The sequence below is a fragment of the Acidovorax sp. A79 genome, assembly GCF_041154505.1.
Taxonomy (GTDB): Bacteria; Pseudomonadota; Gammaproteobacteria; order Burkholderiales; family Burkholderiaceae_C; genus Acidovorax.
Genome location: NZ_AP028672.1, coordinates 5,629,721 through 5,649,342, shown reverse-complemented (window position 1 = coordinate 5,649,342; position 19,622 = coordinate 5,629,721). Strand labels below are relative to the sequence as shown.

General features: G+C 63.1%; 21 protein-coding genes. 14 read left to right on the top strand and 7 right to left on the bottom strand.

Annotation, left to right across the window (positions count from 1 at the left end; genetic code table 11):
- Positions 1-62: 62 nt before the first annotated feature.
- The 4 genes from rplT to thrS form a co-directional block, all read right to left on the bottom strand.
- Positions 63-422, bottom strand: coding sequence for a 50S ribosomal protein L20 (rplT, locus tag ACAM51_RS26160; RefSeq protein WP_005795139.1), 360 nt, complete (start codon positions 420-422; stop codon positions 63-65).
- A gap of 24 nt (positions 423-446) precedes the next feature.
- Entirely contained in the window at positions 447-650 is a 204-nt protein-coding gene (gene rpmI / locus ACAM51_RS26155) for a 50S ribosomal protein L35 (protein WP_056645539.1), read from the bottom strand.
- Positions 651-835: 185 nt separating this feature from the next.
- Positions 836-1,372 carry a translation initiation factor IF-3 gene (gene infC / locus ACAM51_RS26150; RefSeq protein ID WP_369642341.1) on the bottom strand — a complete coding sequence of 179 codons (537 nt, stop codon included), beginning with the start codon at positions 1,370-1,372 and terminating at the stop codon, positions 836-838.
- Positions 1,373-1,524: 152 nt separating this feature from the next.
- Positions 1,525-3,444: a threonine--tRNA ligase gene (thrS, locus tag ACAM51_RS26145; RefSeq protein WP_218338795.1), complete on the bottom strand. Its 1,920-nt coding sequence runs from the start codon at positions 3,442-3,444 to the stop codon at positions 1,525-1,527.
- Between the two features lie 578 nt (positions 3,445-4,022).
- On the opposite strand from thrS, the gene ACAM51_RS26140 reads away from it, so the two are divergent.
- Genes ACAM51_RS26140 through ACAM51_RS26130 form a run of 3 tightly spaced genes read left to right on the top strand, consistent with a single transcriptional unit; the run spans position 4,023 to position 7,453 of the window.
- Positions 4,023-4,958, top strand: a complete 936-nt coding sequence (locus ACAM51_RS26140; RefSeq protein WP_218297544.1) for a glycosyltransferase family 2 protein — start codon at positions 4,023-4,025, stop codon at positions 4,956-4,958.
- Positions 4,959-5,018: 60 nt separating this feature from the next.
- Positions 5,019-5,519, top strand: a complete 501-nt coding sequence (locus ACAM51_RS26135) for a GtrA family protein (RefSeq protein WP_369642340.1) — start codon at positions 5,019-5,021, stop codon at positions 5,517-5,519.
- A 38-nt stretch (positions 5,520-5,557) separates the two neighbouring features.
- Entirely contained in the window at positions 5,558-7,453 is a 1,896-nt protein-coding gene (locus tag ACAM51_RS26130; RefSeq protein ID WP_369642339.1) for an ArnT family glycosyltransferase, read from the top strand.
- A 172-nt stretch (positions 7,454-7,625) separates the two neighbouring features.
- Here ACAM51_RS26130 and aceA read toward each other — a convergent pair whose 3' ends face one another.
- Positions 7,626-8,957 (bottom strand): isocitrate lyase, encoded by a 1,332-nt coding sequence (gene aceA, locus ACAM51_RS26125; RefSeq protein WP_369642338.1) that lies wholly within the window; start codon positions 8,955-8,957, stop codon positions 7,626-7,628.
- On the opposite strand from aceA, the gene ACAM51_RS26120 reads away from it, so the two are divergent.
- Positions 8,956-9,213 (top strand): hypothetical protein, encoded by a 258-nt coding sequence (locus tag ACAM51_RS26120; protein ID WP_369642337.1) that lies wholly within the window; start codon positions 8,956-8,958, stop codon positions 9,211-9,213. The genes aceA and ACAM51_RS26120 overlap by 2 nt on opposite strands.
- On the opposite strand, the gene ACAM51_RS26115 is transcribed toward ACAM51_RS26120, so the two are convergent.
- Entirely contained in the window at positions 9,214-9,636 is a 423-nt protein-coding gene (locus tag ACAM51_RS26115) for a gamma-glutamylcyclotransferase (RefSeq protein ID WP_369642336.1), read from the bottom strand.
- 88 nt (positions 9,637-9,724) lie between these two features.
- Here ACAM51_RS26115 and ACAM51_RS26110 point away from each other — a divergent pair, with 88 nt between their 5' ends.
- Positions 9,725-10,627: a DMT family transporter gene (locus ACAM51_RS26110; protein ID WP_369643896.1), complete on the top strand. Its 903-nt coding sequence runs from the start codon at positions 9,725-9,727 to the stop codon at positions 10,625-10,627.
- Positions 10,628-10,659: 32 nt separating this feature from the next.
- Here ACAM51_RS26110 and rraA read toward each other — a convergent pair whose 3' ends face one another.
- A complete protein-coding gene (rraA, locus tag ACAM51_RS26105) occupies positions 10,660-11,175 on the bottom strand; it encodes a ribonuclease E activity regulator RraA (protein ID WP_369642335.1) in 516 nt (171 codons plus the stop codon).
- Positions 11,176-11,545: 370 nt separating this feature from the next.
- Here rraA and ACAM51_RS26100 point away from each other — a divergent pair, with 370 nt between their 5' ends.
- From ACAM51_RS26100 to hemP, 9 genes are all read left to right on the top strand, one after another.
- The gene (locus ACAM51_RS26100; protein WP_055402700.1) at positions 11,546-11,866 is read left to right on the top strand and encodes an SWIB/MDM2 domain-containing protein; all 321 of its coding nucleotides are present in this window, start codon (positions 11,546-11,548) and stop codon (positions 11,864-11,866) included.
- 321 nt (positions 11,867-12,187) lie between these two features.
- The gene (locus tag ACAM51_RS26095) at positions 12,188-14,338 is read left to right on the top strand and encodes a TonB-dependent receptor (RefSeq protein WP_369643895.1); all 2,151 of its coding nucleotides are present in this window, start codon (positions 12,188-12,190) and stop codon (positions 14,336-14,338) included.
- Between the two features lie 72 nt (positions 14,339-14,410).
- On the top strand, positions 14,411-15,103 hold the full coding sequence (locus ACAM51_RS26090; RefSeq protein ID WP_369642334.1) for a Fe2+-dependent dioxygenase: 693 nt from the start codon (positions 14,411-14,413) through the stop codon (positions 15,101-15,103).
- Positions 15,104-15,178: 75 nt separating this feature from the next.
- Positions 15,179-16,306 (top strand): alpha-hydroxy acid oxidase, encoded by a 1,128-nt coding sequence (locus ACAM51_RS26085; protein ID WP_369642333.1) that lies wholly within the window; start codon positions 15,179-15,181, stop codon positions 16,304-16,306.
- A 114-nt stretch (positions 16,307-16,420) separates the two neighbouring features.
- Positions 16,421-16,693 carry a bacterioferritin-associated ferredoxin gene (locus ACAM51_RS26080; RefSeq protein WP_218297553.1) on the top strand — a complete coding sequence of 91 codons (273 nt, stop codon included), beginning with the start codon at positions 16,421-16,423 and terminating at the stop codon, positions 16,691-16,693.
- Between the two features lie 98 nt (positions 16,694-16,791).
- Complete coding sequence (locus ACAM51_RS26075; RefSeq protein ID WP_218297554.1) at positions 16,792-17,481, top strand: energy transducer TonB; 690 nt, start codon at positions 16,792-16,794, stop codon at positions 17,479-17,481.
- Between the two features lie 29 nt (positions 17,482-17,510).
- A complete protein-coding gene (locus ACAM51_RS26070) occupies positions 17,511-18,230 on the top strand; it encodes a MotA/TolQ/ExbB proton channel family protein (protein WP_218297555.1) in 720 nt (239 codons plus the stop codon).
- 3 nt (positions 18,231-18,233) lie between these two features.
- The gene (locus ACAM51_RS26065; RefSeq protein ID WP_218297556.1) at positions 18,234-18,644 is read left to right on the top strand and encodes a biopolymer transporter ExbD; all 411 of its coding nucleotides are present in this window, start codon (positions 18,234-18,236) and stop codon (positions 18,642-18,644) included.
- 566 nt (positions 18,645-19,210) lie between these two features.
- Positions 19,211-19,438 carry a hemin uptake protein HemP gene (gene hemP, locus ACAM51_RS26060; RefSeq protein WP_218338805.1) on the top strand — a complete coding sequence of 76 codons (228 nt, stop codon included), beginning with the start codon at positions 19,211-19,213 and terminating at the stop codon, positions 19,436-19,438.
- Positions 19,439-19,622: the final 184 nt, after the last annotated feature.

Here is a 19,622-nt window from a genome sequence, read left to right as displayed (position 1 = left end):
AGCCCTAGCCCTTGCTGTTATTGCGCAAGCAGCTATCAAAAAGATAGCCACCCATCGTGAACTCAAGCAGCCAGCTTAGCCTTGACTTGCTCCACGATGCTGCCAAAGGCAGCCTTGTCGTGCACTGCGAGGTCGGCCAGCATCTTGCGGTCGATCTCGATGGATGCCTTCTTCAGGCCGTTGGCGAACTGGCTGTAGGTCAGGCCCAGTTCACGGGCAGCGGCGTTGATACGGGCGATCCACAGCTGGCGGAACACGCGCTTCTTGGTGCGGCGGTCACGGTAGGCATATTGCCCAGCCTTCATTACCGCCTGTTTGGCGATGCGGAAGACGTTACCGCGGCGACCACGGAAGCCCTTGGCGAGGGCGAGAACTTTCTTGTGACGGGCACGGGCCGTTACACCACGTTTGACGCGAGGCATGTGAGTACTCCTTGTTCGTCGTTATTAAAGGCCAGCACCGGGCAGCATTTGTGCGATAGAGCCCATGTTGGTCTCATGCACAGCAACTGCACCACGCAGGTGGCGCTTGTTCTTGGTGGTCTTCTTGGTCAAGATGTGACGCTTGAAGGCTTGACCGCGCTTGACGGTGCCACCGGGACGAACGCGGAAACGTTTTTTCGCGCTGCTCTTGGTCTTCATTTTGGGCATGTGAATGCTCCTTTTCGTTGTGCTCGTGAGGCGTTTGCAAACCGATCTGCAAACTTGTTGGCCCCGAGCCACTTTTTCAGCCGGTATTCACCGGCTGTGCGGCAGTGCCTTCGCACTGCCTATCGCCGGATAGTGTCCCTTGCGGGCCACCCCTGGCAAATCTCTGTCTCTTCTGCGCGGGCCGCTCAGGCCGCACTGCCCGAAGGCGTGCTTTCAGCGGCTGCCGGCTTGGCTGCAGCAGGCTTCTTCTTGCCCGGCGCGATCATCATGATCATCTGGCGGCCTTCCAGCTTGGGAAACTGCTCGATGATGATGGAATCGGCCAGCTCATCGCGAATGCGGTTGAGCAGCGCCAGACCCAGTTCCTGGTGGGTGATTTCACGGCCGCGGAAACGCAGCGTGATCTTGCACTTGTCACCATCGGCCAGGAAGCGGCGGATGTTGCGCATCTTGATGTTGTAGTCGCCATCGTCCGTGCCCGGACGGAATTTGACTTCCTTGATCTCGATCACCGTCTGCTTGGCCTTCGCCTCCGCAGCGCGCTTTTGCTCCTGGTACTTGAACTTGCCGTAGTCCATCAGGCGGCACACCGGTGGGTTCGCTGTGGCAGCGATTTCCACCAGATCCACATCCAGCTCGCCTGCCATGCGCAGGGCTTCCATGAGGCTGACCACGCCCAAAGGCTCATTCTCTGGCCCGGACAGACGGACTTCCGGGGCCATGATTTCACGGTTCAGGCGGTGCTTGCGCTCTTCACGGTGGCGACGATCACGAAATTCAGTAGCGATGGCTATCTTCCTTCAATCAAAATACTACAAAAAATGTAGCTACAACCGCACAGCTGGCATGCGACAAAGCACGTTTTGAATCAAACTCAGGCTTTGGTGGCGATGTCCTGGGCGATCAGCTCAGCGAACGCTTCGATGGACATCACTCCGAGGTCACGATTGCCCCGGCCGCGTACTGCAACGGCGCCTGCGGCCTTTTCCTTGTCGCCCGCGACGAGGATGTATGGCAGCTTTTGCAACGAATGCTCACGTATTTTATACGTAATCTTCTCATTGCGCAGATCGACCGCCACCCTAAGGTCTTGATTCGGCAGCGCTTTTTGCAGCTTTGCAGCAATTTCGCGACAGTAATCGGCCTGCGCATCGGTGATGTTGAGCACCGAAACCTGCACGGGCGCAAGCCACACCGGGAATGCGCCCGCATAGTGCTCGATCAGCATTCCGATGAAGCGCTCCATGCTGCCTACCGTGGCGCGGTGCAGCATCAACGGGCGCTTGCGGCTGCCGTCTTCGGCCACGTATTCCGCATCCAGGCGCTCGGGCAGGTTGGGGTCGATCTGCATCGTGCCGCACTGCCATTGCCGGCCCAGCGCGTCCTTGAGCGTGTACTCGATCTTGGGCCCGTAGAAGGCACCCTCGCCTTCGGCGATCTCGAACTCGCAGCCCGAATGGCGCAGACCATCCATCAGTGCCTTCTCAGCGCGGTCCCACGATTCATCGGTACCGATGCGCGCCTCGGGCCGCGTGGCCACCTTGTAGATGATGTCGGTGAAGCCGAAGTCCTTGTAGACCTTCTGCACCAGCGCCGTGTAGTTGGCGCACTCTTCCAGCACCTGTTCTTCGGTGCAGAAGATGTGGCCGTCGTCCTGCGTGAAGCCGCGCACGCGCATGATGCCGTGCAGGCCGCCCGTGGGCTCGTTGCGGTGGCAGGCACCGAACTCGCCGTAGCGCAGCGGCAGGTCGCGGTAGCTCTTGATGCCCTGCTTGTAGATCAGGATGTGGCCGGGGCAGTTCATCGGCTTGAGCGCGTACTCGCGCTTTTCCGATTCGGTGGTGAACATGTTGTCGCGGTACTTGTCCCAGTGGCCCGTTTTCTCCCACAGGCTCTTGTCCAGGATCTGCGGCCCCTTGACCTCCTGGTAGCCGTTGTTGCGGTACACGCGGCGCATGTACTGCTCCACCTCCTGCCACAGCGCCCAGCCCTTGGGGTGCCAGAACACCGTGCCCGGCGAATGCTCGTCCATGTGGAACAGGTCCAGTTCGCGGCCAAGCTTGCGGTGGTCGCGCTTCTCGGCCTCTTCCAGCATCGTGAGGTATTGCTGCAGCTCCTCCTTGGAGGTCCAAGCCGTGCCATAGATGCGCTGCAGCATCTCGTTGCGGTGGTCGCCGCGCCAGTAGGCGCCCGCCACCTTCATGAGCTTGAAGAACTTGAGCTTGCCCGTGCTGGGCACGTGGGGGCCACGGCACAGGTCTTCGAAATTGCCTTCGCGGTACAGGCTCACATCTTCATTGCTGGGGATGCTGGCAATGATCTCGGCCTTGTAGTGCTCACCCAGGCCCTTGAAGTAGGCCACGGCTTCGTCGCGCGGCAGCACGCGCCGCACCACCGGCTCGTCCTTGGCGGCCAACTCGGCCATGCGCTTTTCGATGGCCACCAGGTCTTCAGGCGTGAAAGGACGCTTGTACGAGAAGTCGTAGAAGAAGCCGTTTTCGATCACCGGGCCGATGGTCACCTGCGCCTCGGGGAACAATTCCTTGACGGCATAGGCCAGCAAGTGGGCCGTGGAGTGGCGGATGACTTCCAGCCCATCGGCATCCTTGGCCGTCACGATCGCCAGCGGGCTGTCGGCCGTGATCTGGTAGCTGGTGTCCACCACCTTGTCGCCAATCTTGCCGGCCAGGGCGGCTTTGGCCAGGCCCGAACCAATGGATGCGGCCACTTCGGCCACCGTGACCGGACCCGGGAATTCGCGCTGCGAGCCGTCGGGAAGCGTGATGTGAATCATGGGATAACTCTTTCTTTTCGATCAGTGCAATGGGTGCGGGCACGCGCCAGGCCCAAAAACAAAAAAGCGCGGAACGGGTCCGCGCTTTCTGGAGGAGGTGTGCAATCTCGTGCAGGCGCGAACAGCCAGCCTCAACGGCCGGTCAACATCTCCGATGTAGTTCGCGGTGTCATAACCAGATTGCCTTTCTCGCTCTTGTGCAGTGAATTTGCCTTCATTTTACCCCTGCCGCCCTGGATCCTCCATTTGTGCCGGCGTTTACCCGGGGTTCAATGGTTTTTGCGCCACACAGTTGCGTTGCAAACACACGCCACCGCTCTCGCAAACACCGCGTGATGCCTGGCGGCTCGCCAAAATGTGAGACAGTAATGCGCGCGAGCGCAGGCAGCACTCGAAACGACAGCGATACCACGCCCAGATGCCTGGCGAAGATGCCCCGTGTGTATTGGCGCGTGACTTGACTTGCCTGCAAGGGCCGCCAGTGCTCTTGCCAGGACACGACCGCGCGCTCAGCCCGTGCAACGCACGCCCGCCCTGCAGACCAGCCGCCACGGGCCCATTGGCTTATGAGAACGTTTATGCACCCAGAGATTTCCGTCGTCATCCCGGTCTACTGCGAAGAAAAGGGAATCCACGTCACGCTGCACGAAGTGGATAGATTCCTCAGCGCGACAGCATCTTCCTGGGAAATCGTGGTGGTGGATGACGGGTCTCGCGATGACACCTGGGGCCAGCTCAGCGCCATCTCCCAGAAAATTCCGCAGTTGAGGGCGCTGAAGCTGAGCCGCAACTTTGGAAAGGAGGCCGCGGTCTCCGCGGGAATGGAAGCCGCCAGGGGCAAGGCGGTTGTCATCATGGATGGAGACATGCAGCACCCCCCTTCCCTGCTGCCCCAGATGATCGAAACATGGCGCAGCGGCACGGTCGACATCGTGGAAGCCGTCAAATCGAACAGGGGCGACGAAACCCGTCTGTCTGCGGCACGCGCCAAGCTCTTCTACTTCATATTGAGGGTGTTCTCGGGCCACGACCTCAAGGGTGCCTCAGACTACAAACTGCTGGACCGGCGAGTTGTCGACGCCTATCTCACCATGAAGGAGCGCAACGTTTTCTTCAGGGGCATGGTGAGCTGGATGGGCTTCCGCTCGATCCAGATTCCCTTCGAAGTGGAACCGCGGGTCGCTGGAGACTCCGGCTGGTCCGTCTTCGGATTGATCCGCCTTGCGGCCGTGGCAGTCACCAGTTTTAGCTCCTTCCCCCTGCACCTGATCACGATTTTCGGCGCGGTATTTCTGTGTTTCTCTGTGCTCCTGGGCATGCACACCGTTTACATGAAATTGAGTGGAATGGCGGTTGACGGATTCACCACGGTCATACTGCTGCTGCTGATCATCGGCAGTTTTCTGATGATGGGCCTGGGAATCATTGGCGAATACCTGGCACGCATCTATGACGAAGTGAAGTACCGCCCGCGATACATCGTTTCCACGGAACTGCCCAAGGACGGGCCTTGACCCGATACGCACCGGTGCCGCCAGGGCGGCGCCACCGTGCCTGGCACGGGAACACCATCCATGGCATGCCAGCAGACGGCCGGTGAAAACAAACCTTTGTGGCAACAGCCCTTCAGCCACCGCCTGCCGCAAGCCCACACCTCACAATTACGGATACCCGCCACTGCCATGCCAAAGCTATCAAAGCTCCTTCGCTACGGCGTCGTGGGCGTTATCGGGGCGGTGTCGCACATGTCCACGCTCTTCCTCCTGGTGGAATTCGATTTCGCGGGCCCTGTCGTCGCCACCACCGCCGGGTTTCTGGTGGCGCTGCTGATCTCCTACGCAATGAACAGGATATGGACGTTCGGCTTCACCGGAAGCTATTGGGCATCGCTCGTCAAGTACTGCATCGTCTCGGTGATCGGACTGGGCCTGAATATCCTCATCATCAAGCTGTTCACGGACTATTTGGGCCTGTGGTACGGATGGGGAGCCTTCTTCGCCGTGGGCGCCGTCGCACTCAACAATTTTGTTCTGAACAACGCCTGGACCTTCACCCAGAAAGCCCCGTCCCGTTGATGCCACACGGCAGATAGCTGTCTGCCAAGAACATCCACATGGAAACAGAAGACATGCCGACAGCACCCCCTCCATCTGCCGACAGATCGCCGAGTCATTGGATCGCACTGCTCTTCATTGCGCTGCTGGGCGCGATCCAGATCTATTTTTACGACATCACGTTCCACGGCCCGGATCAGATCAGGGACATGGAAATTGCACGGAAGCTGATCCACAACGGCGAATGGCCCTTGCGCGGCCCTCCACTTTTTGGAGAACGCCTGAGCCTGCCCCCCGGGTTTTACTATCTGCTCGCGGCCCCCCTGCTGATCCGGGACAGCGAAGTTTCCGTATTCATCGCCTTCGGCATCCTCTTCGCGTTGTCGGTGTGGTACCTGTGGAGGAACATCAGCGCCTGTTTCGGCCCGCGGTGTGCGCTTGCCTACGCCGTGCTGGCATTCCCGGTCTTTTCATCGCTGTATACCCACAGCGCCTGGAATCCAGCCCTGGTCATGACACTCAGCAACGTGGTTCTGGGTCTGTTCATCCAGCTCGTGCAACATCGCCGCCACGACTGGCTGGCACTTCCCCTCGTTGCATTCCTGCTGGTGCAGATCCATCCCTCTGCCGCACCGCTGCTCGTGGGTTTTGCAGCCTACGTGCTGCTGAACCCTCGTGTGCTCTCAAGCCCCAAGACGATCACCACCGTGCTCGTCATCATCGGCATGACGGCGTTGTGGGCCGTCAAGTCAGGCATCGTGGAAAAACTCCAATCCACAGCACCCCATCCAGCCGCAGCGCAACCGACCCAGGGGTGGCTCACCAATCTCCTGGATGTCGGCAAGTGGCACGACGTCCTCCTGATGCCCTACAGCACCATCGCGGCGATAGCGCCTGCCATAGCACCCTTGAAAATCCTCACAGGAATCCTGCTCGCGGTGATGCTGGCCGGACTCCTGCTGAGCATCGCCGCCTGCCGCACGGACCGCACCATTCGCTGGATATGGGCCACCACGGTGCTCTGGTTCGCGGTGTCCATGGCGTTCCTGAGCCAGGGAGCCTTCTGGCACCTGGACGTCATACACCCCTGGCTTGCCTTGCTGGCTGCTTTCGGGCTGGCACGCGCAAGCGACAGGCTGCGGCTCTCCAGCCTGCGCTTTCACGGCCTGGCTGTCGCAGCCTTCGTGCTGGTCCTTTCGGCGCACGTACTTTTCTATGGCCAGCTTGAAAAACGCGGAAAGTACGACCTCCTGGTGGCCCCCTTGTTCTTCCCGAAGCTGGAAGAGGCGGGCTTCAAGATCCCGGGATATACATACAGATATCTGAACGACCTGCGCACAGCACTGGCCGGCCGGGGCATATGCCAGGCCGACATTGCAGGCCTGAGCTCCATGCTGGTGCGCGATGCCACGAACAGGACATTCCAGTTGCCTTCCTGCGCCCCGGCAACCCCGCAGTCTCAGGACTATTTCATCCACTCCCGGCAGGATGCGGCGAGGTTTGATTTCACGAAGGGGCTGGAGATCGTCGATTCCGTCGGCGAGACGGATATCCATGCAGTAAGACCGCTGGGCATCAAGATCAACGGCATCGCCACGCACAGTGTCACATCGGACAGCAAGCTCGACTACATGACGTACCTGCCGGCACGGCTTGAAGGCGGGCTGACTATCGCACTTGCGCACCAACCGAAAATCACCCTGCGCGTGGCGTTGCGCTGCGGCAGGGACTATCCGATGCAGGAGCCAGAAAGCTGGGTGCTCCAAGGCGCCAGCATCAAGAAACCGCTGGTATCCGCGCACCACAGGTACCTGGGGTCCAACTACTACGATCTGGAGTGGACCCTTGCCTTGCCTCCCGGCGCATCGGACGCCACTGTCTCATCGACGCTGGGCGCCATTGATTGCGATGTGTCGGCCATCGCCCGCGCGCCCACCGCGCAAGCTGCGCCGTGACAGCGGTAGTGCCCAGCTTCACCCCGTAGAGCGGGCACCTCGCTGCGGGGCCCGCCAGCTTGCCATTCGAGGAGCGGTGGAAGCTGCGGCGAAACCCCATGAAAAAAGCCACCCCGCAGGGTGGCTTTCTTGTCTTGCTGTCTCCCCATCCCCCTGTGCGGGGGACGCCGGATCAGTGGAACTGCTCTTCTTCGGTCGAACCCGTCAGGGCCTTCACGGAGGACGAACCACCCTGGATCACCGTGGTCACGTCGTCGAAGTAGCCTGCGCCCACTTCCTGCTGGTGCGACACGAAGGTGTAGCCCTTTTCGCGTGCTGCGAATTCAGGTTCCTGCACCATCTCGGTGTAGTGCTTCATGCCTTCGCCCTGGGCGTATGCATGGGCGAACTGGAAGGTGTTGAACCAGTTGATGTGGATGCCGGCCAGCGTGATGAACTGGTACTTGTAGCCCAGTGCCGACAGGTCTTCCTGGAACGAAGCGATCTGCTTGTCGTTGAGGTTCTTCTTCCAGTTGAACGATGGCGAGCAGTTGTACGACAGCAGCTTGCCGGGGCAGGCGCCGTGCACGGCCTGGGCGAATTCACGGGCGAAGCCGATGTCCGGCACGCCGGTTTCGCACCACACCAGGTCGGCGTAGGGGGCGTAGGCCACGCCACGGCTGATGGCTTGCTCCAGGCCGTTCTTGACGCGGTAGAAGCCTTCTTGCGTGCGCTCACCAGTCAGGAAAGGCTTGTCGTTGGCGTCGTGGTCGGACGTGATCAGGTTGGCGGCTTCGGCGTCGGTGCGGGCCAGCACGATGGTGGACACGCCCATCACGTCGGCCGCGAAACGTGCGGAAATCAGCTTCTCGCAGGCTTCCTGCGTGGGCACCAGCACCTTGCCACCCATGTGGCCACACTTCTTCACGGCCGCCAGCTGGTCTTCGAAGTGAACGCCTGCGGCGCCCGACTGGATCATGTTCTTCATGAGTTCGAAGGCATTCAGCACGCCGCCGAAACCGGCTTCCGCATCGGCCACGATGGGCAGGAAGTAGTCGATGAATTCCTTGTCGCCGGGGTTGATGCCACGGCCCCACTGGATTTCGTCGGCACGCTTGAAGGTGTTGTTGATGCGGCGGACCATGGTCGGCACCGAGTCATACGCGTACAGCGACTGGTCGGGGTACATGGTTTCGCTGGTGTTGCCGTCGGCGGCCACTTGCCAGCCCGACAGGTACACGGCTTCGAGGCCTGCCTTGGCCTGCTGCATGGCCTGGCCGGCGGAGATGGCGCCAAACGCGTTCACGTAGCCCTTCTTGGCGCCGCCGTTGATCTTGTCCCACAGCTTTTCAGCACCGCGCTTGGCCAGCGTGTGCTCGATGGGCAGCGAGCCGCGCAGGCGCACCACGTCGGCTGCGGAGTAGCCGCGCTTCACACCCTTCCAGCGGGGGTTCGTCGCCCAGTCTTTTTCCAGGGCGGCAATTTGCTGTTCGCGGCTCAGTTGTTCGTTGAGGGATTGGGGCATGAGATCACTCCAGGGGTTGGTTGAAAACGCCGGGCTGCTGCGTGCTGCCCTTGGGAACAACTTTAAGTCTTCTATAAGACTTGCGCAAGCTCTTATGTCTTATAGAAGAGATAAATTTTCTTGTTTCAAAACAACAGCTTACACACAACATTTCTCAATACAGAAATTGATTTCTCATATCGAGAAAAATTGCGGCAATGCAACATCTATCGCATTCCAAATCATGAAATCCAATTTCCGCATTGCAAAAGATTGATCAGGAATCGGCTGGCGGCTGCAGAGCCTGCAGCCAATCCCCCCCGGCGATGCGCTGGGCGGACTCCACGTACCTCGGGTTGATCTCATAGACCAGGCAGGGAACGCTGCGTCCCTCGACCTCGACCACGATGCCGCGCTTGGCATATTCGTCGCTCGGATTGGCGCCCAGGTCCTCGATCTCGTCCAGAACGGATTCCAGGGCCGGCGCGATGGCATAGACCTCGCCGGTCACCCACCGCCCTCCACCCAGCGTCATGCCGGGATACCCCCCGAGGTGATAGAGGCTGCCCGCCACCCGGGCCATCCCGATGAACCTTGGCGCCGGCCGCAGGCGGTTGATGTCGTTGGTGCCGCCGCGCCGCAGCGTTCCATAGACAAAGACATGGCGTGCGGGGGGGGCGGGCACGGATTCGTCGGGCATGATGCGCACTCTTTTTCGTTGAACGATCACCAGTCTAGTGAACACCACGCCCAGCCGCCCCTTCGCCTACCTGTGCCTGGCCCTCAGCATGGCGCTGGTCGGCAGCTATGTGGCACTGTCCAAGCCCCTGGCGACGGCACTGCCCGTGTTCCTGCTCGCATGGCTGCGCTTTGGCATTGGCGGCTTGGCGATGCTGCACTGGCTCAGAAAGCCTGTGGAGGAACCCCCGCTCACACGGCAAACCCGGCGGCTGCTGTTTCTGCAATCGTTTCTGGGCAACTTCCTGTTCACCGTCTGCATGCTGTACGGCGTGAGCCTGACCAACGCCGTCTCGGCCGGCGTCACCCTGGCCGCGATACCTGCGGCGGTGGCCGTGATGGGCTGGGTCTTCCTGCGCGAGAAGGTCGCGCCGCGCACCTGGGCGGCCGTGGCCTGCGCAGTGGCCGGCATTGTCTTGTTTTCGCTATCAAAACAAGAGCATTCAGCGCACATTGCACAAACGCCAGATGCCCAAAACATGCAAGATCTGGCATGGCTGGGCCCCTTGCTTCTGGTGGGTGCCGTGGTGTGCGAGGCCGCCTATACGGTGATCGGAAAGAAGCTCACGGGCAGCCTCGGGCCCAAACGCATCACTTCGCTCATCAACCTGTGGGGCTTCGTGCTGTCCACCCCCTTCGGCCTGTATGCGGCCTGGCAATTCGACTTTGCCGCCGTGGGCTGGGGCACGTGGACGCTGCTGGTGTTCTACGCGCTGGCCGCCTGCGTGTGGACGGTCTGGCTGTGGATGACCGGCCTCAAGGCCGTCCCGGCGGCGCAGGGGGGCGTTTTTTCGGTGATGCTGCCTGTCAGCGCGGCCCTCGTGGGCGTGCTGGTGCTCGGCGAATCGCTCACAGGCCTGCAATGGGCGGCATTTGCCATTGCCCTGGCCAGCGTGCTGATGGCCACCCTGCCCTCACGCGCTGCCTTGCGCGTGGGCCGGCGTGCCAGCTGAGGCGCGGCCCACGGCCTGCGGCCTCCCCCCGTTCATGCAGCCAGGGGCCCCGCGCTGACCACGATGCCGTCTGCGTCGGCATACAGCCAGTCGCCCGGCCGCACCCAGACGCCCTGGATCTGCACCGCGACGTCGCGCTGCCCTTCGCCCCGCCGCTCGGTGGGCAGCGGCATCAGCGCCAATGCGCGGATGCCCACGGCGGCCGCATTGAGTTCGGCCAGATCGCGCACGCAGCCATCGACCACCAGGCCCGCCCAGCCATTGCGTGCCGCGGCGGCGGCCAGGTTGCCGCCCACCAGCGCCCGGCGCAGCGAGGCCCCGCCGTCCACCACCAGCACGCGGCCCTCTCCGGGCGATTCCACCGCGGCCTTCACGTGGGTGTTGTCCTCGTGGCACTTGACGGTGCTGACCACGCCCGCGAACGCAGCCACACCGCCAAAGCTCTGGAAGACCGGGGGCAGCACACGAAAGGCCCCGCCCATGTCCCCCTTGTGCACATCGCAGAAATCGCAGGTGCTGAATGCGTTGACAGGAAGTGCAGCGGTCATTTTCAAAGGCCTTTCAAACAGGAAAAGAAGGAAAGAGACGGGACGGGGGGGTCTGCCGCCAGCGGTCCGTTTCCAGCTGCGGGCGGGCCACCGGCGCCGTGGTGCGTCCGGCATTGTCATACAGACCTCCCGGACGCCATCCAGGCCTGCGCCGCCATAGGGAAAACGCGTGCACACGCACCGCTTTGTCAAGGCAGGAGCGCCGCGCACGCGACTTATTGGCCCGCACGCGGCGCCACGGCTACAAATCGAGGCAAAAAAAGCCGTTTCTCCCTTGGAAACGCGTTTTTTTTCCCAGTAGCATCAGCCTGCCAGTGGGACAGCCTAGTTTTCGCTGGTGAAAATTTACTTCCAACAAGGAAAACCCAACATGGCAACTGCAAAAAAAGCTCCGGCAAAAACAGCCCCCGCAGCCAAGACGGCTGCTGCCCCCGCCAAGAAGCGCACCCCCAACGCTGCCTTCATGAAGGCGCTCACGCCCAGCCCCGCGCTGGCCGCCGTGGTGGGCTCGGCACCGCTGCCGCGCACGGAGATCATCAGCAAGCTGTGGGTCTACATCAAGGCCAACAACCTGCAGGACGCCACCAACAAGCGCAACATCAATGCCGACGCCAAGCTCAAGGAATTGTTCGGCAAGCCCCAGGTGTCGATGTTTGAACTCGCCGGCCTCATTGGCAAGCACGTCAAGTAAGCGCTTCGCGCCCCCCGAAAAAGCCGGCTCTGCCGGCTTTTTTTCGTCCGTACCCAGGCAAAGTGTGGCGTGTAAACATCAATGCAAATGAGAATGACCCTCATTCGATGTAACATAAAGATGCACGAAGAAGCATGACTTTGTGACGTATTTCTCACAAGCGTCATTGCATCCGGCTCGTTTGCGGCGCACATCGGGCGCCGACCTGCACATCCCCCATCGACGGAGTCCATCTTGGCAAAATCACGCGCTCAGCGCCGCAGCACCGCGCTGCGTCAAACCGCATCCCCTGTTTCCACCGCCACCGGCGCATCGTCCGACATGGCCCTGCTGCCCCTGGGCGCCCTGATGCTGGCCGCCTCCATGGGCGCCATGGCCCAGTCCGGCACACCGGAAGCCACCATGTCCACCGTGACGGTGCAGGAAGCGGCCGAAGTGCAAGGCAAGGACACCCTGCTGCTCAAGAAGACCACCGTCGGCAAGGGCAACCAGGACATCAAGGACATCCCCCAGTCCGTGACGGTGTTCACCGAAAAACTCATGAACGACCGCAACCAGGACGACTTCCGCGAGGTGCTGCGCACCACGGCGGGCGTGACCTTCCAGTCGGGCGAAACGGGTGAAGAAGACGTGCGCATGCGCGGCTTCTCGCTGGGCCTGGCCGGTGACATCTATGTGGACGGCATGAAGGACGCTCCACTGATCGAGCGCGACACGTTCAACAACGACCGCATCGAAGTCCTCAAGGGCTCGGCCTCCATGCTGTTCGGCAAGGGCTCGACCGGCGGCATCGTCAACCAGGTCAACAAGTACCCGCTGCTGATCGACCAGCACGAAGCCAGCTACACCTTCGGCACTGGCCAGTTCCACCGCGCCACGGGCGACTTCAACTGGAAGACCGGCGAAAACGCGGCCTTCCGCCTGAACGCCATGGTGCAGGAGTACGACAACTACGGCGCCAAGCAGGACAAGCGCGGCATTGCGCCCACCTTCGCCTGGGGCATCGGCACGCGCGATGAATTCTCGATCGGCCTGTACTACCTCGAATCCAAGGGCCGTCCGCTGTACAACCACCCCTGGCGCGTGGTCGACGGCAAGATCAACACGCCGCTGGATGCCCGCAACTACTACGGCCTGGCCAGCGACCACAACGACACCTCGTCGCAGTACGTGACGCTGGGCCACATCCACCGCTTCGACGACAACGGCGAGCTGACCACGCGCCTGCGCTATGGCAAGTACGAGCGCGACCTGCTGGCCAGCACCATCGGCTTTCAGAACGGCAGCATCACGCTGGGCCAGATCAATGGCAGCACCGTGCTGACCCGTGGCTCCAAGGGCCGCCTGGGCGAGAGCGAAGTGCTGCAGGTGCAAAGCGACTACAACAACACCTTCAACTGGGGCGGCCGCAAGCACGCGGTGCTGGCCGGCGTCGACTACTACGACGACGATGCCAAGCGCAACCAGAACTACGCCAACACCACGCCGCGCCCCAATACCACCGTGGGCTCGCCCAACGATGGCGCCTGGGTGGCCGACGGCCGCGCACCGGTGCAGTGGAACACCTTCACCTCGCGCAACCTGGGCCTGTACTTCCAGGACACGGTCGCGATCAACGACACCCTGAAGCTGGTGGGCGGCCTGCGCTACGACAACTTCAGGGCTTCCTACAAGAACGCCACCGGCGCGCTGAGCAACTCCCGCTCCGACAGCCTGGTCAGCCCCCGCGTGGGCCTGCTGTTCCAGCCCACCGAGCTGACCTCGTACTACGTGTCGTACGGCACCTCGTACAACACCTCGGGCGACACCTACCAGTTCGGCAACCCCGGCGCCGGCACGGCGCGCACGGCCAACACCGACCCTGAAAAGAGCCGCAACTTCGAGATCGGCAGCAAGTTCGAGCTGTTCGAGCGCCGTGCCCTGCTGGGTGTGGCCGCGTTCTACAGCCAGAAGTACAACGAGCGCAACACCGACCCCGACACCGCAGCCCAGCAAGAGCTGCTGTCCGGCAAGCGCCACGCCACCGGCATGGAATTCAACCTCGCCGGCCGCCTGACGCCCCAGTGGGAACTGTTCGCCAACCACACCTGGATCCCCTCGGCCAAGATCGACCACAGCAATGTAGTGGTGCCCGCCAACGGCGGTGGTGCCCAGGCGCAGGGCGACCGCCCAGGCCTCACGCCCAAGCACAGCGGCAGCGTGTGGGCGACCTACGCCGTCACCTCCAAGGTGCGCGTGGGCGCGGGCGTGACCTACCGCGGCAAGCAAAACCCCGAAGGCTCGCGTGCCGTGTACGCCAGCGGCTTCGCGGTGATGGACGCCATGGTCGAATACGCGTTCGACGACAAGACCACGCTGAAGCTCAACGTCAACAACCTGTTCGACCGCACCTATGCGGACGGCCTGTACCGCGGCTTCTACACGCCGGGCACGGCGCGTTCCGTGCAGCTGTCGCTCAAGACGCGCTTCTGATGCACTGAAAGTGCCGATGTTCTGACGAAACGACTCCGCCCCTTCACTGGGGCGGAGTCACAATCGGACCCCATGTTCCTGCACATCCAAGACGTACTGACGGCCGACGAGGTCGCCCTGTTCCGGCAAAAGCTCTGGGCGGCCGACACCCCCTGGGTGGATGGCGCCCGCAGCGCGGGCAGCCAGGCCGTGCACCAGAAGAACAACCTGCAACTCGCGCAGGGCAGCGAGCTGTCGGCCCAGCTGCAAGGCATCGTCAAGGCCGCGCTGGCCCGCAATGCGCTGTTCTTCTCGGCCGCCCTGCCCCGGCGCATCTACAACCCGCTGTTCAACAACTACGGCGACGGCGCCAACTTCTATGGCCGCCATGTGGACAGCGCCGTCATGCACTCCAAGGCAGACAGCTGCTGGGTGCGCAGCGACCTGTCGTGCACGCTGTTCCTGACCCCGCCGGACGAATACGACGGCGGCGAACTGGTCGCCACCGAAGCCTGGGGCGAAAAACGCATCAAGCTGCCGGCCGGCGACATGATCCTGTACCCCAGCAGCACCGTGCACCAGGTGTCGCCCGTCACCCGCGGCCACCGCATCAGCAGCTTCTTCTGGGTGGAAAGCATGGTGCGCGGGCTGGAGCAGCGCCAGCTCTTGTTCGACATGGACATGGCCCTGCTGCGGCTGCGCCAGAGCGTGGGTGAAACGGATCCTTCGGTCATCGCCCTGTCGGGCACGTACCACAACCTGCTGCGCATGTGGGCCGACGTGTGAGCGCCGCCCCTTTCGCTCCTTTATTGATAGCACCTTGCGCGCTCTGAACAAACGCCAGGTGCTTTTTTCATTGCCATGACCCACGTCCCCGCACGCCAACCGCTTCCTCCGGGCATCGTCAGCCTGGCCGACCACGAGCAGCAGGCCCGGCAGCACCTGGACGACAACGCCTGGGCCTACTTCAGTGGCGGCGCGGCCGATGAGATCAGCCTGCGCAGCAACCGCAGCGCATGGGACGCCCTGCCCCTGTGGCCCCGCGTGCTGCGTCCGCTGGCGGGCGGGCACACCCGCGTCCAGCTGCTGGGCCGCACGCTGGCACACCCCATCCTGCTGGCACCCGTCGCCTTTCAGCGCCTGGCCCACGCCGACGGCGAGTTGGCGATGGCCTACGCGGCTGCGGCCCTGGGCGCGGGGGTGGTGCTGAGCACCCAGGCGAGCGTGTCGCTGGAGAGCATTGCCCAGGCCGTACTGCCCGACCCCGGCCGCGGTCCGCTGTGGTTTCAGCTGTACCTGCAGCCAGACCGTGGCTTGACCCGCGCACTGGCACAGCGCGCCGAGGCCGCAGGGTACGAAGCCCTGGTGCTGACCGTGGACGCGCCCGCCAGCGGCGCACGCGACCGGGAGCGCCGCACAGGCTTTCGCCTGCCGCCCGGCATCGGCCCCGTCAATCTGGCCGGCATGCAGGCGCCGCCCACCCCACCCCTCGGCGCGGACCAGAGCGCGCTGTTCGACGGGCTGCTGCACCACGCCCCCACGTGGGACGACGTGGCGTGGCTGCAGTCCATCACCCGGCTGCCCGTGCTGCTCAAAGGCGTGCTGCACCCGGCGGATGCGCGCCAGGCCGTGGCGGCCGGCGCCGCGGGCGTCATCGTGTCCAACCACGGCGGGCGCACGCTGGACACCGCCCCGGCCACGGCCACCGCCCTGCCGCGCGTGGTGCAGGCCGTGGGCGGCGCACTGCCGGTGCTGGTGGATGGCGGCATCCGGCGCGGCACCGACGTGCTCAAAGCGATGGCGCTGGGGGCATCCGCCGTGCTGGTGGGGCGCCCGGCCGTCTGGGGGCTGGCCAATGCGGGGGCCACCGGCGTCGCCCACGTGCTGCGCCTGCTGCGCGACGAGCTCGAGATCGCCATGGCGCTCACCGGCTGCGCCACGCTGGCAGACGCCACGCCAGCCTTGCTCACCGCAGACAGCCCCGGCTGAGGCGGCGGCTTTGCGCCGGTTTCTCCCTCATGGCAGAAATGGCTTATTGCAAATGCGATAGATTCTTATTTATAATGGCGACACCTTCAACAGCCAGCCACACTGCCTGCCGCCATGATCGTCTGTGTTTGCCGCCGGATTTCCGACCGTGAGATTGCCCGCCACGCACGTGCGGGCATGAGCTTTGACGAAATCCAGTTCGAGCTGGGCGTGGCCACCCAATGCGGATGCTGCGAAAGCTGTGCCCGCGACGTGGTGGCACAGTGCAGCGCATCGAATCCGGTGGCGGCCCTGCACAATGAGGCAGCGCCGCAAACGATCCAGCTTGCCAGCTCCATCCTGGAAAGCAAGTCATGGAACTCCTCTCAACGCTCGCTGGCAGCCTGATCCTCGTCGCAGGCTCGGCCTGGTGGATCTTTCGCAAATAATCAAGGTCTTTTAGGGCGCTAGCGCTTGATCCACAAGCGCTAGCTGCTATCATTTTTATGTCTCACCCAGATCGTTTTGCCACCCCCGGGGGATTCAGCCGCAACACCGTGATCGTGGGCTCCGTCGTCGCACTGCATGTTGCGGGCCTCTGGGCCCTGCAGTCGGGCCTGCTGCGCCGCGCGGCCGAAGTCATCGTGCCGGCGGAATTGCTGACGGAATTCATCGCACCACCCGCGCCCCCCAAGGTCACGCCACCGCCTCCCGCGCCGCCACCGCCCCCCAAGCCGGCCCCGAAGGCCGCCCCGCGCCCCGCACCCATGCCGGTGGCCATCGCGGACCCCACGCCCGCCCCCAATGCCCCCACGGGCATCACCACCCCGCAGCCGCCGGCACCGCCCATCGAGGCGCCCATGGCCCCGCCCGCACCGGCGCCAGCCCCTCCAGCGCCCCCCGCGCCGCCCAAGATCGAACTGCCGTCCAGCGACGCCGCCTACCTGAACAACCCCAAACCCAGCTATCCGGCCATCAGCAAGCGCATGGGCGAGCAGGGAAAGGTGGTGCTGCGGGTACTGATCGGCACCGACGGCCTGCCCCAGAAGGTCGAAATCAACAAGTCCAGCGGCTTCGACCGGCTGGACCGACAGGCCCAGGAAGCCGTCATGCGCTGGCGCTTCGTGCCCGGCAAACGCAACGGCGTGCCCGAGACCATGTGGAACCTGGTCCCTGTCAACTTCGTTCTCGAATAACCAAATCACCGCTTTAGGGAGTTTTTCTCATGGAATCGCAATTCGGCATCGCCAACGTCTGGATCCAGGGTGACTTCGTCACCCGCGCCGTCGCCATCCTGCTGCTGGCCATGTCGCTGGCCTCGTGGATCGTCATCCTCATCAAGGCGCTGGACATCATCAAGTTCAAGAAGCACGCCCGCACCGCGCAGGACTTCTGGCACAGCGAGGACTTCGCCGCCGGCCTGACCAAGCTGGGCACGGACCCTACCAACCCCTTCCGCCACCTGGCGCTGGAAGGCCGTGAAGCCACCGCCCACCACCGCAACACCAAGGCCCACCTGCACGACACGCTGGACGTGAGCGACTGGGTCACCCGCTGCCTGCGCAACTGCATCGACGAGTTCACCTCGCGCCTGCAGTCGGGCCTGGCCATCCTGGCCTCGGTCGGCTCCACCGCCCCCTTCATCGGCCTGTTCGGCACCGTCTGGGGCATCTACCACGCGCTGCTGGCCATCGGCACCTCGGGCCAGTCCACCATCGACAAGGTGGCCGGCCCCATCGGCGAAGCGCTGATCATGACCGCCCTGGGCCTGGCCGTGGCCATCCCCGCCGTGCTGGGCTACAACGCCCTCGTGCGCGGCAACAAGTCCATCCTGGGCGGCCTCAACAGCTTCGCCCACGACCTGCACGCCTACTTCGTCACCGGCGCCCGCGTGAGCGCGGCGGGCGAACAGGGCAAGGTGCTGCCCATGAAGAAAGGCGGCTGAGCCATGGCTTTCGGAACGCAAGACGATGCCGATGACGTGATGAACGAGATCAACATGACGCCGCTGGTGGACGTCATGCTGGTGCTGCTCATCATCTTCATCATCACCGTGCCCGTCATGAAGCACTCGGTGAACGTGGACCTGCCACGCGCCACCAACCAGCCCGAGAACATCAAGCCCGAGACGGTACGCCTGTCGGTATCGGCCGACGGCAAGTACTACTGGAACGAGTCGCAGGTCACGGAGGAAGAACTCTTCCCGCGCCTGCAGGTCGAGGCGGCCAAGGAGCCGCAGCCCGATCTGCACATCCGCGGCGACAAGGAAGTGCGCTACGAGCGCGTGGCCCAGGCCATGGCCGCCGCGCAACGCGCTGGCGTGCGCAAGATCGGTTTCGTGACCGACCCCGCGCCCTGACGGCAGTCAATCAGTCAGCCAAACCGCCAGCGTCCTGCGCGCCAAAAACCCGCCCGGCCCGGCCGCTGCACCATTGGCTGCAGAGGACGCGCCGGGTTTGCTCGTCTTTGGGTCGTTTTTCTTGCCCAGCCCGATGTCGGCGGGGGGATGTGAAATTCTTCCGTCGCCCAGTGACCCGCTCGGGCGCCGAGAACGCCCTGGCTTCCTTCATCCTCTGAAGCGGCTCGCCCGGCGGTGGAGAGGCGGGTCCCTGCAGAGACCCCACAGTGGTCTCTGCCAAGACTGACCCACAGCGGCGCCGCATCCGGGGTCAGTTCACACCTGGGCGGTTCCCGTCGGAGCGGGTGACACCCGCCGCCCGAGACGTGACCGTTTCCGTTTCCCCCCGGCTGCTTGACCTACTTTCCCGTTTGAGGCTGCGTAAATCGATGCCAAAACCAGCGGCGCACCATTCGAAATCAAATGTCTCACCCAGAAGAACAAAAAGAAACACTCCTGTCGCTTGACTTGTAATTGCGAATCGTTATCATTAGCAAAACGCACTGCAACGCACCAGGAACAACCTCATGCAAGCCACATTGACCGCCGCTTCGATCCTGCGCCCCGCCTCCGCCAGCAAGGGGGTTTCGCACGCCGACGGACTGGCCAGCCAACGCACCGAGCCCACCCCCCCTACCGCCGCCGTGGACAGCAGCTCCCTGCTGCAAGGCCAGAAGGCCGTGGCCATCAGCCACAACGGATCGGTGTACCGCCTGCAGGCAACCAAGCTGGGCAAGCTGATCCTGACCAAGTAGTCCCTGGCAGCGGCTCCAAGTTTCATCGTGGGGCGACTCCCGGGCTTGCTACAAGCTCGAAAGGGTCGTTTTTGCCAGCCAACGGGTTCGCCCGCGTAGCCAGGCTTTTTTTGCGGTCCCATCCCCGCCCCAGATTTCTCCATCACGCCATGAAAAAACCGGCCTCGCGGGCCGGTTTTTTCAT